This is a genomic window from Echinicola marina (assembly GCF_020463795.1).
GTDB lineage: Bacteria > Bacteroidota > Bacteroidia > Cytophagales > Cyclobacteriaceae > Echinicola > Echinicola marina.
In genome coordinates this window covers 2,857,836-2,872,132 of sequence record NZ_CP080025.1, presented here as the reverse complement: position 1 = coordinate 2,872,132, position 14,297 = coordinate 2,857,836, and the positions used below count along the sequence as shown (strand labels likewise).

Genomic DNA, 14,297 nt, shown 5'->3' with positions numbered 1-14,297 from the left:
ATACTAGATGAATATTTTAATACTTGGGTATGGTAAAATGGGAAAAATCATTTCCCAAATTGCAGAAGAAAGAGGCCATACCATTGCGGGAAAGATTGACGAGTCCAATGTACATACATTGGATCAGCTTGACACCCAATCAATAGACGTAGCCATAGAATTCAGTCAGCCAGATGCAGCCTACAAAAACCTGACTTGGGCCATCAATAACCAAATCCCTATAGTCAGTGGAACGACAGGTTGGCTGGACAAAAAAGGAGAAATCGAACAACTAACTTTAGATAAAGACGGCGCATTTTTCTATGCTTCCAACTATAGTATTGGGGTAAATATATTCTTCAAAGTCAACAGCTTTTTGGCCAAAATCATGAATGATCAATCTGATTATTCAGTAAAAATGGAAGAAATCCACCACACCGAAAAGAAAGATGCTCCAAGTGGCACTGCCATTACATTAGCAGAAGGAATCATCAACAATTTGGACAGAGTGAACCGTTGGAATTTGGACACAGATATGAACGGTTGCGAACAATCTATTCCCATTACCGCTAAGAGAATTGACCCTGCCCCAGGGACCCATATCATCAATTATTCGTCTGAAATAGACGATATTGAAATCAAGCACACAGCCCATAGCAGAAAAGGCTTTGCCCTTGGCGCAGTTTTGGTAGCTGAGTGGATCAAAGACAAAAAGGGAGTATTGTCAATGGACGATTTCCTTACTTTCTAATTAATCATTGTATAAAATGAGTTCAGAAAAAAAGAAAAAAGGCCCAGTTAGAGAATGGCTGGATGCCTTGGTTTTTGCGGTTATTGCCGCCAGTTTGATCAGGTGGTTATTTTTGGAACCCTTTACTATCCCCACTGCTTCAATGGAAAAGTCCCTGTTAGTGGGTGACTTCTTATTTGTCAGTAAAATGCATTACGGGACACGTACCCCGCAAACTTTGCTACAGGTCCCCTTGACCCATCAAAAAATATGGGGAACAGATATCCCCTCTTATTCTGATGCCATTCAGCTGCCTTATTATCGCCTTCCTGGCTTTAGTTCTGTGAAGAGAAATGATGTAGTGGTATTTAACTATCCTGATGAATTTGAATATCCGGTAGATCTAAAAACCAACTATATCAAAAGAGCAGTGGCCATTCCTGGTGATGTAGTCAAAATCGACCAGGCCCAACTCATCATCAACGACCAAGTTGCAGAAAACCCAGAGGAGATGCAATTTTCATATGATGTAGTTCCCAACAGAATGCTCAATGCGGAATTCTTTGACGAATATGATATCAATAAGGATTCTTACCATCCCTTTAATGGCATGTATGTGGTCTTCACCACCCCTGCCATAGCAAAGCGATTGGAAAAATCTCCTGTAATCAAAGAAGTTAAAATCCGAATTTACGAAAAGGACAATGGTGATCCTGACATCCATCCTGACGGTTCCTATTATGGTTGGAACAGAGACAACTTCGGGCCACTTAAAGTCCCTGCAAAAGGCTGGACCATAGATTTAACAGAAGACAATGTCCGTAAATATGCCTTCACCATCAAAAATTACGAAGGAATTGAGGATTTAAGGATTGAAGCCAATCAAGTTTTTATCAATGGAGAAAAACAAGACAGTTATACCTTTACCCAAGACTATTATTTTATGATGGGTGATAACAGGCACGATTCCTTGGACTCTAGATTTTGGGGTTTTGTTCCTGAAGATCACATTGTAGGAAAAGCATGGTTCCTGTGGTTATCATTGGACAAACATAAGAGTATGTTCAGTAAAATAAGGTGGAACAGATTCTTTAAAAGCATCCATTAACCTGAAAAAAACAATTCCCCTATTGAATAAAAAAGGCGGCAAGAAAGATTCTTGCCGCCTTTTTTATCACCATACAATTTCATTTTCTCCCTTTGATTTTAAATAGTCATTGGCCTTACTGAAATGTTTGCAGCCTAAAAAACCTCTATGAGCAGACAAAGGACTTGGATGCGGGGCATTTAATTTCAAATGTTTCTCATCTGATATAAAAGCAGCCTTTTTTTGTGCATAAGCACCCCATAGCATAAAAACCAACCCTTCTTTTTCTTCAGCCAACTTTCTGATCACTGCATCAGTAAATTCTTCCCAGCCCTTTTTCTGATGAGATCCTGCCTTATGAGCCTCTACAGTCAATGTTGCATTCAGCAACAAAACACCTTGTTCTGCCCATCTTTCTAAATTTCCATGCGATGGAACAGAAACATCTAAATCATCCTTGAGCTCCTTAAATATATTCATCAAAGAAGGCGGAAAAGGAATTCCCTCCCTAACAGAAAAAGACAAGCCATGGGCTTGCCCAGGACCATGATAGGGGTCTTGCCCCAGAATCACCACTTTCACTTTTTCGAACGGGCATTTTTCAAAAGCATTAAAAATTTCACTGCCCTGAGGGAATATCTTCTTTTCTCCATATTCCCTTTTCACAAAAGAAACCAACGTTTCAAAATAGGGTTTTTCAAATTCTTCACCCAACTTTTCCTTCCAAGTCGCGTTTATCTTAACATTCATTTATTTTAATTCTCTTGAGATTTATGAATAAACCCTTAATTTCGAACAAAAATCCTGATAGACAAAGTTTTTAATGGTTACGGCAATTACCCAAGGCATCAAGGTCAGCGTGGAAGCGACCTATCAAGCGGAATACTCCAGCCCGCACCAGCATCACTATGTCTTTACCTATAAAGTCTCCATTGAAAACAACAGTGCCCATACCTTACAACTGCTAAGAAGAAAATGGGAAGTTTTTGACGCAGGCCTATCCACGAAAATAATCGAAGGTGACGGTGTAGTGGGGCAACAACCAGTTCTCGAACCAGGGAAATCCCACCATTATGTATCCGGCTGTAATCTCCGCTCAGGCTTAGGAAAAATGAAGGGAGAATATTACATGGAACGCCTCCAGGATGGTAAAGTGCTAGCAATTGAAATCCCAGAATTCCAACTAATTGCTGACATCTTCGACAATTAAACTGTGCTAAAAAAGTTATTTCCATTTTTCTCTTACATCAATTATTTCCTTCTTAAGGAGGACCGCCATTCTCTTCAGGCTCCTTTTGCCTATGAGGTATATGAAGGCTTACGCTCCTTTTCCAAGGGACAGAAAGATATTGAATTGATACAGCTCAAAAACAAATTACTCACCAATCACCAAGAAATTTTCATAGAAGACTTTGGGGCTGGATCAATTCATCTAAAAAAGAAGAAATTGAGAAAAGTGGCTGATATCACCAGACACAGTAGTTCTTCTGACAAATATTCCCGACTTTACCAATATTTTTGCGCTTTGACACCTGCCAAAACCGTTATCGAACTGGGCACCTGTGTAGGAATTAATACATGTTATTTATCCAAAGCCACCCTAGGTCAACTTTATACCTTTGAAGGATCAGCATCATTATCTTATGTGGCTCAAAACACATTTTCTTCCTTTGACAACATCAAGTTAATAGAAGGAAAGATACAAGAAAGCCTTCCTCCTTTTTTAGAAGATATTGCTGAGTTGGACTTTGTGTTAATTGATGCCCATCATACCTATCAAGCGACTTTACACTTCTTTGAACTGATCAAGACTAAATTACACACCAATAGCATTGTCGCCATCGGGGATATCCATTGGTCTCCTGAAATGCAAAAAGCCTGGGAACAAATCAAAACACAGGAAGAAGTCTCCATGAGCATGGATTTTTATGAATGTGGCATCCTGTTTTTTAAGAAAGGGATCAATAAAAAACATTATACCCTTAATTATTAAGCCTTTACAGCCTTAAAAAACAGCTCTATCCCTGCCCTTTCTCTGATACTATTATAACATCTTTCCATCTTAACCACCTTCAGTTCAGGCTCAAAACATTTTAGATATTCCACTTTATTCCCTCCAAAAGGCGGTCCAGGTTTTCCAAAATCCACATCAAACAATACTCCTCCCAATTCCCCAGTAGGCTTTAACAACTGTGTCATTTTTTTCACATAATCCTTTCTGAGTGAAGGATTCAAGGCACAAAAGAAAGTTTGTTCAATAATAAGGTCATACTCCCCCTTATGTTCAAAGAAATTTTCATGAAGTAGTTGTCCTGAAGGAAAGTCCGGGTGGTTGGCGGCAAATTTATCCAAAGGCAATAATGAAATATCCAAAATATTTACATTTTTAAAACCTATATTATAGGCATATGCTGCTTCATAAGCATTTCCTGCACCTGGAATTAGAATCTTTATCTCTTTATTGGCAATTTGGTCTAAATATTGCTTTAAGGGATTTGTAGCTTCACCTACATCCCAACCAGTTTGGTTTAGGTGATACCTGGAAGTCCAGTAGTTTTCATCAAAAAGTTCTGAAATAGTCATTATAGTGCAAATAAGGCCTAACATTCTACATTATGAGTACTAATTTACCCGAAGAAAAATCATCCCGAAACGAAAAGGGAAAAAACATTTTAATCATCATTTTACTTATACTGGTAGTAATCAGTGGAGTAAAACTCTATTTGGACAGTGTAGACAAATCCCAAAAGACTGAAGAAATTCTCATATTATCGGAAGACAATAATAATTTGAACTTGCGCATAGACTCCATGGCATATCAATTAGACCTGAGAATCAACGAAATACAAAAATTAGGAGGAAATGTAGACTCTTTGGTGATGCTAAAAGAACAGTTAATTCAGGAACGCAATACCGAACGAAATAGGTCTGCATCTGAAATCGCAGCTTTGAACAAAAAAATTGACAGTTTCTCTACCGTCCTTACAGACAAAGACCAAGAAATCACCAGACTTAAACAGGTCAACGAAGAACTTTTTACAGAGAATCAAGACCTTAAGACTTCTAAAGCAGAAATAGAAGATAGCATTGTACAGCTCAACTTAAAACAAGAAGTACTTGAAGAAAAAGTAAATATAGCCCAAAAGCTGTATGCTGAGAACATTGTTATTGCCGCTGTCAATTCAAGGGGAAGGGAAAGGGAAGGTTCTTTCAGAAACAGACACCTAGAAAAACTCAAAATATCATTCGATATTGCGGAAAACAAAGTGGCTGAACCAGGCACAAAGGACATTTTTGTACAAGTAGTTGCTCCTAACAATCAAGTAATTTTCGACATTGCCAAGGGCTCCGGCACCTTTACAATCGATGGCAGAGAAGAATTCTATACAGCTAAACAGGATATTTTATTTGACAATACCCAAAAGAAGTTGATTTATCTCTATCAGAAAGAAACTGATTACCCAGAAGGTATTTATGAAGTAAAAATCTATTCTGAGGGATTCAATATTGGAAACAAGAAGTTTGAAATCAAGTAATTGACTTCTCAGATTTGGCATATTTACTTTTAGTATAATAAAGCACCTGTAGGTAAATTCCGCAGGTGCTTTATTATTACTCTCCACTTTAGTCTGTGCAGGGGAATCACTATCAATTGGCCTTTCAAAAACCCATACACTTCTTTGATAAATTAAAATAAAGCACTAATTTTGCGATCTGTTTAAATATTTATAGCTAAACAATTATCAAATGTTCCAAAGAAATTATGAAACGGTATTCATTTTAACTCCCGTTTTGTCTGATGTTCAGATGAAGGATACCGTAGACAAGTTCATCAACTTGTTAAAAGAAGAGGGAGCAGACATTATCAATGTTGAAAATTGGGGTCTTAAGAAACTTGCTTACCCAATCGAGAAAAAAAGCACTGGTTTCTATGTACTTGTAGAATTCAAAAGCGTTCCTACTTTGATCAAGAAGTTTGAACTTGAAATGAGAAGAGACGAGAAAGTAATGCGTTTCTTGACTACAGCTCTAGACAAGCACGCTATTGCTTACGGAGAAAGAAGAAGAAAAGGTGAATTCAACAAAAAATCTGAAGTAAAAGAGGAGGCTGCAAAATGACACTTAAGAACGAACCAATCAACAGAGAGCAGAATAAAAAGAAGTACTGCCGATTCAGAAAATTAGGCATCAAGTACATCGATTATAAAGATCCTAACTTCTTATTGAAGTTTGTCAATGAGCAAGGTAAAATCCTTCCTAGAAGACTTACTGGAAACTCTGCTAAATACCAGAGAAAAGTGGCCAACGCCATCAAAAAAGCTAGACATTTGGCCTTGTTACCTTATGTAACTGACGGACTGAAATAATCCGGCCCTGTTCTATTCAATACTTATTAAATTAGACAACTACAATGGACGTTATCTTAAAAACAGACATAAAAGGACTTGGCTATAAAAACGACTTAGTTGCTGTAAAACCTGGATATGGAAGAAATTACCTTATCCCTCAAGGTTTTGCTGTATTGGCCACTGCTTCCAACAAGAGAATTCTTGAAGAAAATATCAAACAAGCAGCTCACAAAGCTGAGAAAATCAAAACCGAAGCTGAAGAACTAGCTGCTAAAATCGAAGGTATTTCCCTTGAGATCAAAGCTAAAATCGGTGATTCAGGTAAAATCTTTGGTAAAGTAACTACCCTTCAGATTTCTGATGCACTTGCAGCCAAAGGTGTTGAGGTTGATAGAAAGAAAATCGCTATCAGCACTCCTGTTACTGGTGCAGGTGAATACCAAGCAGAAGTTGATCTTCACAGAGAAGTGAAAACTGAGGTTAAATTTGTAGTGGTAGCTGAATAATCTCAGCACTTGCAAATCAAACATAATTTTAAAGGCTATCCGCTACAGCAGATAGCCTTTTCTCTTTTTGTCCCTGAAAAGAATTAAGCTATCGCTACTTTTTCCAGATCATCCAATAATTTCTTGGACACTGCCCTGCTGTTTTTCTCCTTAACTGCCTTTAAGGTAGTAAGTGCCACTCCGCTCTTTTCGATCAAGCCTGACGGATTACTATCATACCTGTAACTACCCAGACACCATTCCAGCTCTGCTATCAATTGATCTTCGACCTTTAACTTTTGTAATTTCTCGACTGTTGCCTCTACTGTTTTCTCTAAAGCGACTGTTTTCATAATGCTAATGGTTTGTTTATGTTTTGTATTACATGAATGGCACTAAAAATAGATCATACCAACCAAACATTCAACAAGTTACGACAACTTTTAACACAAAAACATCAAAAAGACCATATTATTAACGAATCTTTAATTCTACATCAATTTATGACTTAAAACTGAACATTGCCCCAATTTATTTAATTTAGCCTTATGCTACTTCAAACTAAAATTCAAATTCCCCACTTTGAAAACCAACTCAACTATGACCAGGAAATCCTGACTATCGGCTCTTGTTTTTCAGCGGTGATTGGACGAAAACTATTGGAAAGAAAATTCAACACTTTAAACAATCCATTTGGAACAATTTTCAACCCACTTTCAATCATAAAACTTCTGCAACACGCATTGAATGGAGATGCTTTTCCTGAAGACCATATCATCCACCATCAAGGAAGATATCTCCATTATGATTTCCATTCTGATATTTCCGGAAATTCACCTTTGGAATTAGAGAATAACATAAAGCTAAGTGCCAAAACAGCAGGTCAAAGCTTAAAAAAGGTCTCTACCCTAATCATCACCTTTGGCACCGCTCATATCTACGAACTCCTACATACAAAGACTATAGTAGCTAACTGCCATAAACAAGATAGTCAGTTATTCCAAAAAAGATTGCTAAACATTGACGAAATACTCGATGCCTTTGAGCCATTTCACAATAAGCTCATTCAAATCAATCCTCGAGTCCAAATCCTGCTTACTGTAAGCCCTGTACGTCACATCAAAGATGGAATAGCTGAAAACCAGCTTAGTAAATCCTTGTTAAGGGTAGTCTGTCAAGAACTGTGCACAAGAAATAAGCAGATTAACTATTTCCCAAGCTATGAAATCATGATGGACGAGCTCCGGGATTATAGGTTTTACAAAGAGGACATGATTCATCCCACAGCTCAAGCAGAGGATTATATCTGGGAAAAGTTTTCTCAATCTTTTTTCACTGAAGACACCAAAAAAAAGATCCTCCAAATTGAAACCATACTAAAAGCCCTCTCCCACAAGGCTTTCAATCCCAATGGAGAGGCCCATCAAAAGTTTTTGTCAAATCTCTTATTGAAAATGGAACAATTGACACCTGAATTTGATTTTTCAAATGAAATCAATCAAGTCGTAGACCTAATTCAAACCAAATAATCAAGTCCCAATCCCATGAGCAAAAAGGCCAATCAACTCATAAAAAGCCAAAGTCCTTATCTTTTACAACATGCCTACAATCCAGTAAACTGGCACCCTTGGGGCCCCGAGGCATTGGAAAAAGCCAAAAGGGAAAACAAACCTATCTTAGTATCCATTGGTTACTCTGCCTGCCACTGGTGCCATGTGATGGAGCATGAAAGTTTTGAAGATGAAGCCACAGCGGCCATCATGAACGAGCATTTTGTCTCCATAAAGATTGACAGGGAGGAACGCCCTGATCTGGACAATATTTACATGGATGCCATTCAAGCCATGGGATTACAGGGAGGTTGGCCACTCAATGTGTTCTTGATGCCCAATCAAAAGCCCTTTTATGGAGGGACTTATTTCCCCAATGCCAACTGGAAAGGGCTGCTTCAAAATATTGCCGATGCTTATGAAAAACATTATGATGACCTGGCCAAAAGTGCTGAGGGCTTCGGAAACAGCATTAAGTTAAAAGAAAGAGAAAAATACGGGTTATCCGCCAATGAAAATGAGCTTTCAGCGGGTGAGCTTCAGCATATTTCCCAAAAACTCACTGGACAAATGGATGACAAATGGGGTGGGATGAACAGGTCTCCAAAATTCCCCATGCCTTCTATCTGGAATTTTTTAATGGATTATGCCAATCTCAAACAGGATCAGGAAGTCAAAAATAAAGTCCTTTTTACCCTTAAGAAAATGGGGATGGGAGGCATCTATGACCACTTAGGAGGTGGATTTGCCAGATATTCTGTGGACAGCGAGTGGTTTGCTCCCCATTTTGAAAAAATGCTCTATGACAATGGTCAGCTCTTATCATTATTTGCAAAGGCCTACCAAGTCAGTGGTGAGGACTTCTTCAAGGAAAAAGTAAATGAAACCATTGCCTGGATCAACAAAGAAATGCTACAGGAAGAAGGCGGTTTTTATGCAGCTTTGGATGCAGATAGTGAAGGAGAAGAGGGGAAATTCTATACTTGGACCTTCGAAGAACTTAAAAGCCTACTTGGAGAAGAGGACGCATGGTTTTATGAGCTTTATAATATCTCAGAAAAAGGCAACTGGGAAAATGGTGTCAATATTCTTTTCCAAACCTCATCTTATAAGGATTTAGCTACTAAACTTGGCATTTCTGATCAGGAATTAAAAGATAATATAAAAAGCACAAAGGAAAAGCTCTATCAAATCAGAACTAAAAGAATCAAGCCAGGTCTGGATGATAAAATCCTCTCAGGCTGGAATGGACTCTGCATCTCGGGCTTGGTACAAGCCTATTGGGCAACAGAAAACCCGCTTGCTAAGGAAATGGCCGTACAAAACGGCGAGTTTCTATTAAAAAAGATGATTGAAGGAGATAAGCTGTTTAGGTCTTACAAAAATGGCCAGGCCTATACCCCTGCATTTCTGGAAGATTATGCTGGCATCATACAAGCTTTTATCAAATTGTACCAACTGACCTTTGACGAAAAATGGCTAAACAAAGCCAGAGAACTTACAGATTTTTGCTTGCGCCATTTCTATGACCAAGATGACCATCTGTTTTATTTTAACAACCCAGATGCCGAGGAATTGATCGCCAATAAGAAAGAAATCTTTGACAATGTCATTCCCTCTTCCAATGCCCTCATGGCGGAAAACCTCCATCACTTAGGCCTTTACTTCTATGAAGACTATTATAGTCATCTTTCCGATAAGCTTTTAGGTCTTATGAGGTCCATACTGGTAAAGGAACCTGGCTATTTGACCCAATGGGCAAGTGTTTACTTATCCAAAAAGGTCTCTACTCCGGAAATTGCTATCATTGGCAAAGGAGCAAAGGAATTAGCCCTTTCTATTCATCAAAACTACACAGGACCTAAGGTACTGGCTGCTAGTGAAACTATCGATGCTACGCTGCCCCTTTTACAACATAAGGTGGCAGATTCGAGTGGAAATGCTTTAATTTACGTTTGTTTTGACAAGGCATGCCAACAACCCCTTGCTGATGTCAAAGCCGCCATAAAACAATTTCCGGACCTAGCTTAAGCATACTTGGAAAACCTATTTGGAGAAACTTTTGAAACTGACCGTGACAAGCAGGCAGCCGCAATATTTGCGGACATAATACTTCCTGTGCCTATCCCAAAAATGTTCACTTATCGAATCCCTCGAAACCTGGAAAACAATATTGGGATTGGTTATCGGGTGATTGTACAGTTTGGCAAAAAAAAGGTATTAACGGGAATTATAGGAAAGGTGCATCAAAAACCACCAGAGGCCTATGATGCCAAACCTATCTTGGAATTATTGGATGAAAATCCTGTAGTAAATCCACTACAAATCAAATTCTGGTTTTGGATGGCCGAATACTATTGCTGCCATATAGGGGAAGTCATGAATGCGGCCCTTCCCACTGGACTAAAACTCAGCAGTGAGAGCAAAATCCAACTCAACCCATCCTTTGATATTGAGAACTGTAACTTCCCAATTGATGATAGGGAAAAGGTCATCCTGGATGTTCTCACAGAAAAGGATGAACTGTCTTATGAAGATTGTGGAAAGCTACTAGGCATCAAATCCTCCTATGCCATCATCAAAAGTCTGGTGGCCAAAGAGGCGGTATTGGTATTTGAACAGGTTAGAGAAAAATACAGTCCGAAGGTAGAAACAAGAATAAGGTTAAAAGAGACCTATACACAATCCAAAGAGGCACTTGAAAGCTTATTCAAACAAATAAGCAACAAATCCAAACAGGAAGAGGTACTTTTAAAATACCTTCAGGAAGTACCTGTGCATCAAAACCCTGAGCTAAACGAACAAGGTTTAGATAAAAAGGTAATCATAGATGCCGGTTTATCGGCAAGTTCTTTAAAAACATTGGTAAAAAATGACATCCTTGAAGAGTTTAAGGTTATCGTCAGTAGGTTTGACCAATTAAAAGGCTCAGAAGAAGAAATTAAGCTTGCCGACTTCCAAGAAGCCGCCCTATCCAGTATAAAGGAGCAATTCACCCAGAAGAACGCAATTCTCTTACACGGAATTACAGGAAGTGGAAAGACTGAGATATATATCCACCTGATACAAGAAGCTTTGGACAGCGGATCTCAGGTTTTACTATTATTACCTGAAATCGCCTTGACTACCCAAATTGTAGGCCGACTCCAGAAAGTTTTCGGCAGCAAAATGGGCATTTACCACTCCAAATTCTCAGACAATGAACGGGTAGAAGTTTGGCAAGGAGTACTTAGCGGTAAGTTCTCCTTTGTGGTTGGTGTGAGATCATCCATCTTTCTGCCTTTCGACAGCCTAGGCTTGGTAATTGTGGATGAGGAACATGAGCCGTCATTTAAGCAGTATGATCCCGCTCCCCGCTTTCAGGCCAGAGACGCCTCCATTATGCTTTCTTGGCTGCACCAGGCAAAAACCCTTTTGGGAAGTGCCACACCATCTTTTGAATCATTCTTTAATGCCAGAATGGAAAAATATGGCTATGTAGAACTTAACAAACGTTTTGGCGAAGCCCAACTTCCTGACTACCATATTGCAGATATACTTTCTGATAAAAAGAAAAACCTCCTCAAATTGGATTTCACCAGGATCATGAGAGAAAAGATCCAAGAAGCACTCAATAACCAAGAGCAAGTGTTGATATTTCAAAACAGAAGAGGCTATGCTCCTTATATGTCCTGTGAAGAATGTGGTTGGATCCCTGAATGTGAACATTGCGATGTCAGTTTAACTTACCATCAATACAGTGAAGAGATGCGCTGTCACTATTGTGGCTTTAAGGAAAAAGTCCCCAGGTCATGTCCTGCTTGCGGAAGCCATGAACTGACCACAGTAGGCATAGGTACAGAACGGATTGCAGAAAGTTTGTCATTACTGTTCCCTGAAGCCAGGATTGGTAGAATGGACCTGGATACCACCAGAAGTAAATTTGCCTATCAAAAAATATTGGAAGAATTTGGCATGGGCAATTTAGACATTTTAGTGGGCACTCAAATGATCACCAAAGGTCTGGACTTTGATAATGTCACAGTAGTGGGCATAGTCGATGCCGACCGTATCCTATATTTTCCCGATTTTAGGGCTGGAGAAAGGGCCTTTCAGCAAATCACCCAAGTAGCAGGAAGAGCAGGAAGAAGAAATAAAAAAGGAAACGTGATCATACAGACCAGAAAGCCTGACCATGAAATTTTCAAGCAAGTAATAAAGGGGGAATATCAACAATTTTATGTCAACGAAATGGGAGAAAGACAACAATTTTTCTACCCTCCACTGGTCAAGAACATCAAAATCACTACCAAGCATAAAGAGTTCAAAATTGCTGAGCGGGCGGCCAACCATTTAAGCAACTTACTTAAAGATATAAAGGTCAAAAAAATAGTTTTGGGACCAGAAAAAGCCCTCATAGGTAAGATCAAAAATCAATATCTATTTGACTTGCTGATCAAGTTGGACAAATCAGGTCAATCCCCGGCTGTGTTTAAACACGAATTGAACGCGGTAATTGAAGAACTAAAAAGTAAAAAAGAATTTAAATCGGTGCGGTTTGTAATTGATGTAGATCCATATTAAGCGGTTAAAGCAGGTATTTTAACACATAAAATGTATTTTACCACGATTAACACAATAGTATTATATATTTCGGGATTATAGCCTGACAAAGCTTGAACATAATATCTAAATTTTCATAACTTTAGGCCTTCAACCTATTAAACCAAAAAGAATGGAAATTGCTTTAATCGCTCACGATGGAAAAAAGGCTGACATGGTTCATTTCCTAAGTGGTTTTAAGGACAAGCTGTTGGGTAAAAACATCCAACTTTTTGCCACAGGCACTACTGGATCACATATAGAAAGATCAGGCTTTCAGGTAAAAAAATTAATGTCAGGCCCTTACGGTGGGGATGCTCAGATAGCGGCCATGGCAGCTCAGAAAGAACTTGATTTGGTAGTGTTTTTTAGAGACCCTTTGGACAAACACCCCCATGAACCAGATGTACAGATGTTGATGAGAATTTGTGATGTTCATAATATTCCTTTGGCTACCAATCTGGCCTCAGCTGAATTAATGTTCAAACAACTAACGAGCGAAATTGAAGATGGAAAATAATGCAATCACAAAGATAGGTGTGTTGACTTCAGGGGGAGATGCCCCCGGAATGAATGCCGCTATCAGGGCCGTCGTAAGGAGTGCTTTTTATTATAATTTAGAAGTTTACGGCATTTATAGAGGTTATGAAGGGATGATCCAAAACGATATCAAGCAGCTGGACAGCTCAGATATTGCCTATATCCTGGAGAGGGGAGGAACTTTCCTGAAATCAGCCCGAAGCATGGAGTTCCGCACTCCTGAAGGCAGAAAAAAAGCCTATGAAAACCTTCAAAAACATGGTATCAATGCCTTGGTAGTAATTGGAGGAGACGGTTCTCTTACAGGAGCACATCTTTTTTATAAAGAATATGGCATTCCTGCTATTGGCTTACCTGGTACCATTGACAATGACCTTTCGGGCACGGATAATACCATTGGTTTTGACACAGCTTGTAACACGGCTATTGAAGCAATTGATAAAATCAGAGACACAGCGACTTCCCATGACAGATTGTTCTTTGTAGAAGTAATGGGGAGGGATTCGGGATTTATTGCCATCAATGCGGGAATTGGCAGTGCCGCCGCCGCAACCTTAATTCCCGAGAAGAAAATGCCTGTGGAAGCACTTATTGACAGATTGGAAACCCGTGCCAAGGCAAAAAAACAAGCCAATGTGGTCATTGTGGCTGAAGGTGGAAAAAGTGGTGGAGCATTAGAAATCTCCAAAAAAGTCAAGAAACACCTTCCAAATTATGACATCAAAGTCACCATTCTAGGTCACCTGCAAAGGGGCGGTTCTCCTACTTCTTATGACCGAGTATTGGCCAGTAAGCTAGGTGTGGCCGCTGTGGAAGGACTGATTCAAGGAAAATGTGATGTCATGGCCGGAGTGATTAACAACAAAGTGGTATTCACTCCTATCAAAAGGGCCATTGTAGATGATAAAGAAGTGGATGAAGAGGATTTCAGAGTAGCAAAGATCCTTTCTACCTGATTCAATATTTATTTTATTACAGAAAAATCCGGACAGTTTT

Annotated in this window: 16 protein-coding genes; 13 read left to right on the top strand and 3 right to left on the bottom strand. The window is 39.1% G+C overall.

What is annotated here, in order from left to right; translation table 11 throughout:
- Positions 1-7 precede the first annotated feature (7 nt).
- Together dapB and lepB are read left to right on the top strand one after the other, a co-directional pair.
- Positions 8-730 carry a 4-hydroxy-tetrahydrodipicolinate reductase gene (dapB, locus tag KZP23_RS12030; protein ID WP_226331969.1) on the top strand — a complete coding sequence of 241 codons (723 nt, stop codon included), beginning with the start codon at positions 8-10 and terminating at the stop codon, positions 728-730.
- 16 nt (positions 731-746) lie between these two features.
- Entirely contained in the window at positions 747-1,817 is a 1,071-nt protein-coding gene (gene lepB, locus KZP23_RS12025; RefSeq protein WP_226331968.1) for a signal peptidase I, read from the top strand.
- A gap of 66 nt (positions 1,818-1,883) precedes the next feature.
- Here lepB and ung read toward each other — a convergent pair whose 3' ends face one another.
- On the bottom strand, positions 1,884-2,546 hold the full coding sequence (ung, locus tag KZP23_RS12020) for a uracil-DNA glycosylase (RefSeq protein ID WP_226331967.1): 663 nt from the start codon (positions 2,544-2,546) through the stop codon (positions 1,884-1,886).
- A gap of 73 nt (positions 2,547-2,619) precedes the next feature.
- Here ung and apaG point away from each other — a divergent pair, with 73 nt between their 5' ends.
- Both apaG and KZP23_RS12010 read left to right on the top strand, forming a co-directional pair.
- A complete protein-coding gene (apaG, locus tag KZP23_RS12015; protein ID WP_226331966.1) occupies positions 2,620-3,006 on the top strand; it encodes a Co2+/Mg2+ efflux protein ApaG in 387 nt (128 codons plus the stop codon).
- 3 nt (positions 3,007-3,009) lie between these two features.
- Positions 3,010-3,789 carry an O-methyltransferase gene (locus KZP23_RS12010; protein WP_226331965.1) on the top strand — a complete coding sequence of 260 codons (780 nt, stop codon included), beginning with the start codon at positions 3,010-3,012 and terminating at the stop codon, positions 3,787-3,789.
- Here the strand turns inward: KZP23_RS12010 and KZP23_RS12005 are convergent.
- Entirely contained in the window at positions 3,786-4,379 is a 594-nt protein-coding gene (locus tag KZP23_RS12005; protein ID WP_226331964.1) for a TPMT family class I SAM-dependent methyltransferase, read from the bottom strand. The two genes, KZP23_RS12010 and KZP23_RS12005, sit on opposite strands and share 4 nt — an antisense overlap.
- A 32-nt stretch (positions 4,380-4,411) precedes the next feature.
- On the opposite strand from KZP23_RS12005, the gene KZP23_RS12000 reads away from it, so the two are divergent.
- The 4 genes from KZP23_RS12000 (at position 4,412) to rplI (ending at position 6,651) form a co-directional block, all read left to right on the top strand.
- Positions 4,412-5,332: a coiled-coil domain-containing protein gene (locus KZP23_RS12000; RefSeq protein WP_226331963.1), complete on the top strand. Its 921-nt coding sequence runs from the start codon at positions 4,412-4,414 to the stop codon at positions 5,330-5,332.
- A gap of 211 nt (positions 5,333-5,543) precedes the next feature.
- Positions 5,544-5,915, top strand: coding sequence for a 30S ribosomal protein S6 (rpsF, locus tag KZP23_RS11995; RefSeq protein ID WP_226331962.1), 372 nt, complete (start codon positions 5,544-5,546; stop codon positions 5,913-5,915).
- Positions 5,912-6,163: a 30S ribosomal protein S18 gene (gene rpsR, locus KZP23_RS11990; protein WP_186756360.1), complete on the top strand. Its 252-nt coding sequence runs from the start codon at positions 5,912-5,914 to the stop codon at positions 6,161-6,163. Before rpsF ends, rpsR begins: the two co-directional genes overlap by 4 nt.
- 44 nt (positions 6,164-6,207) lie before the next feature.
- Complete coding sequence (gene rplI / locus KZP23_RS11985; protein WP_200976221.1) at positions 6,208-6,651, top strand: 50S ribosomal protein L9; 444 nt, start codon at positions 6,208-6,210, stop codon at positions 6,649-6,651.
- An 83-nt stretch (positions 6,652-6,734) separates the two neighbouring features.
- Here the strand turns inward: rplI and KZP23_RS11980 are convergent, their stop codons facing one another.
- A complete protein-coding gene (locus KZP23_RS11980) occupies positions 6,735-6,983 on the bottom strand; it encodes a hypothetical protein (protein ID WP_226331961.1) in 249 nt (82 codons plus the stop codon).
- A gap of 195 nt (positions 6,984-7,178) precedes the next feature.
- Here KZP23_RS11980 and KZP23_RS11975 point away from each other — a divergent pair, with 195 nt between their 5' ends.
- From KZP23_RS11975 to pfkA, 5 genes are all read left to right on the top strand, one after another.
- Positions 7,179-8,159, top strand: coding sequence for a GSCFA domain-containing protein (locus KZP23_RS11975; protein ID WP_226331960.1), 981 nt, complete (start codon positions 7,179-7,181; stop codon positions 8,157-8,159).
- Between the two features lie 15 nt (positions 8,160-8,174).
- On the top strand, positions 8,175-10,211 hold the full coding sequence (locus KZP23_RS11970; RefSeq protein WP_226331959.1) for a thioredoxin domain-containing protein: 2,037 nt from the start codon (positions 8,175-8,177) through the stop codon (positions 10,209-10,211).
- A 6-nt stretch (positions 10,212-10,217) separates the two neighbouring features.
- Positions 10,218-12,743, top strand: a complete 2,526-nt coding sequence (gene priA, locus KZP23_RS11965; protein WP_226331958.1) for a replication restart helicase PriA — start codon at positions 10,218-10,220, stop codon at positions 12,741-12,743.
- A 151-nt stretch (positions 12,744-12,894) separates the two neighbouring features.
- Positions 12,895-13,281 (top strand): methylglyoxal synthase, encoded by a 387-nt coding sequence (locus KZP23_RS11960; RefSeq protein ID WP_186756354.1) that lies wholly within the window; start codon positions 12,895-12,897, stop codon positions 13,279-13,281.
- Complete coding sequence (gene pfkA / locus KZP23_RS11955; protein WP_226331957.1) at positions 13,271-14,257, top strand: 6-phosphofructokinase; 987 nt, start codon at positions 13,271-13,273, stop codon at positions 14,255-14,257. Before KZP23_RS11960 ends, pfkA begins: the two co-directional genes overlap by 11 nt.
- Positions 14,258-14,297 lie beyond the last annotated feature (40 nt).

Excerpts from the sequence above, each read along its gene's own strand:
- dapB (WP_226331969.1), top strand. The coding sequence starts at position 8 with ATGAATATTTTAATACTTGGGTATGGTAAAATGGGAAAAATCATTTCC.
- lepB (WP_226331968.1), top strand. The coding sequence starts at position 747 with ATGAGTTCAGAAAAAAAGAAAAAAGGCCCAGTTAGAGAATGGCTGGAT.
- ung (WP_226331967.1), bottom strand. The coding sequence starts at position 2,546 with ATGAATGTTAAGATAAACGCGACTTGGAAGGAAAAGTTGGGTGAAGAA.
- apaG (WP_226331966.1), top strand. The coding sequence starts at position 2,620 with ATGGTTACGGCAATTACCCAAGGCATCAAGGTCAGCGTGGAAGCGACC.
- KZP23_RS12005 (WP_226331964.1), bottom strand. The coding sequence starts at position 4,379 with ATGACTATTTCAGAACTTTTTGATGAAAACTACTGGACTTCCAGGTAT.
- KZP23_RS12000 (WP_226331963.1), top strand. The coding sequence starts at position 4,412 with ATGAGTACTAATTTACCCGAAGAAAAATCATCCCGAAACGAAAAGGGA.
- rpsF (WP_226331962.1), top strand. The coding sequence starts at position 5,544 with ATGTTCCAAAGAAATTATGAAACGGTATTCATTTTAACTCCCGTTTTG.
- rpsR (WP_186756360.1), top strand. The coding sequence starts at position 5,912 with ATGACACTTAAGAACGAACCAATCAACAGAGAGCAGAATAAAAAGAAG.
- rplI (WP_200976221.1), top strand. The coding sequence starts at position 6,208 with ATGGACGTTATCTTAAAAACAGACATAAAAGGACTTGGCTATAAAAAC.
- KZP23_RS11980 (WP_226331961.1), bottom strand. The coding sequence starts at position 6,983 with ATGAAAACAGTCGCTTTAGAGAAAACAGTAGAGGCAACAGTCGAGAAA.
- KZP23_RS11975 (WP_226331960.1), top strand. The coding sequence starts at position 7,179 with ATGCTACTTCAAACTAAAATTCAAATTCCCCACTTTGAAAACCAACTC.
- KZP23_RS11970 (WP_226331959.1), top strand. The coding sequence starts at position 8,175 with ATGAGCAAAAAGGCCAATCAACTCATAAAAAGCCAAAGTCCTTATCTT.
- KZP23_RS11960 (WP_186756354.1), top strand. The coding sequence starts at position 12,895 with ATGGAAATTGCTTTAATCGCTCACGATGGAAAAAAGGCTGACATGGTT.
- pfkA (WP_226331957.1), top strand. The coding sequence starts at position 13,271 with ATGGAAAATAATGCAATCACAAAGATAGGTGTGTTGACTTCAGGGGGA.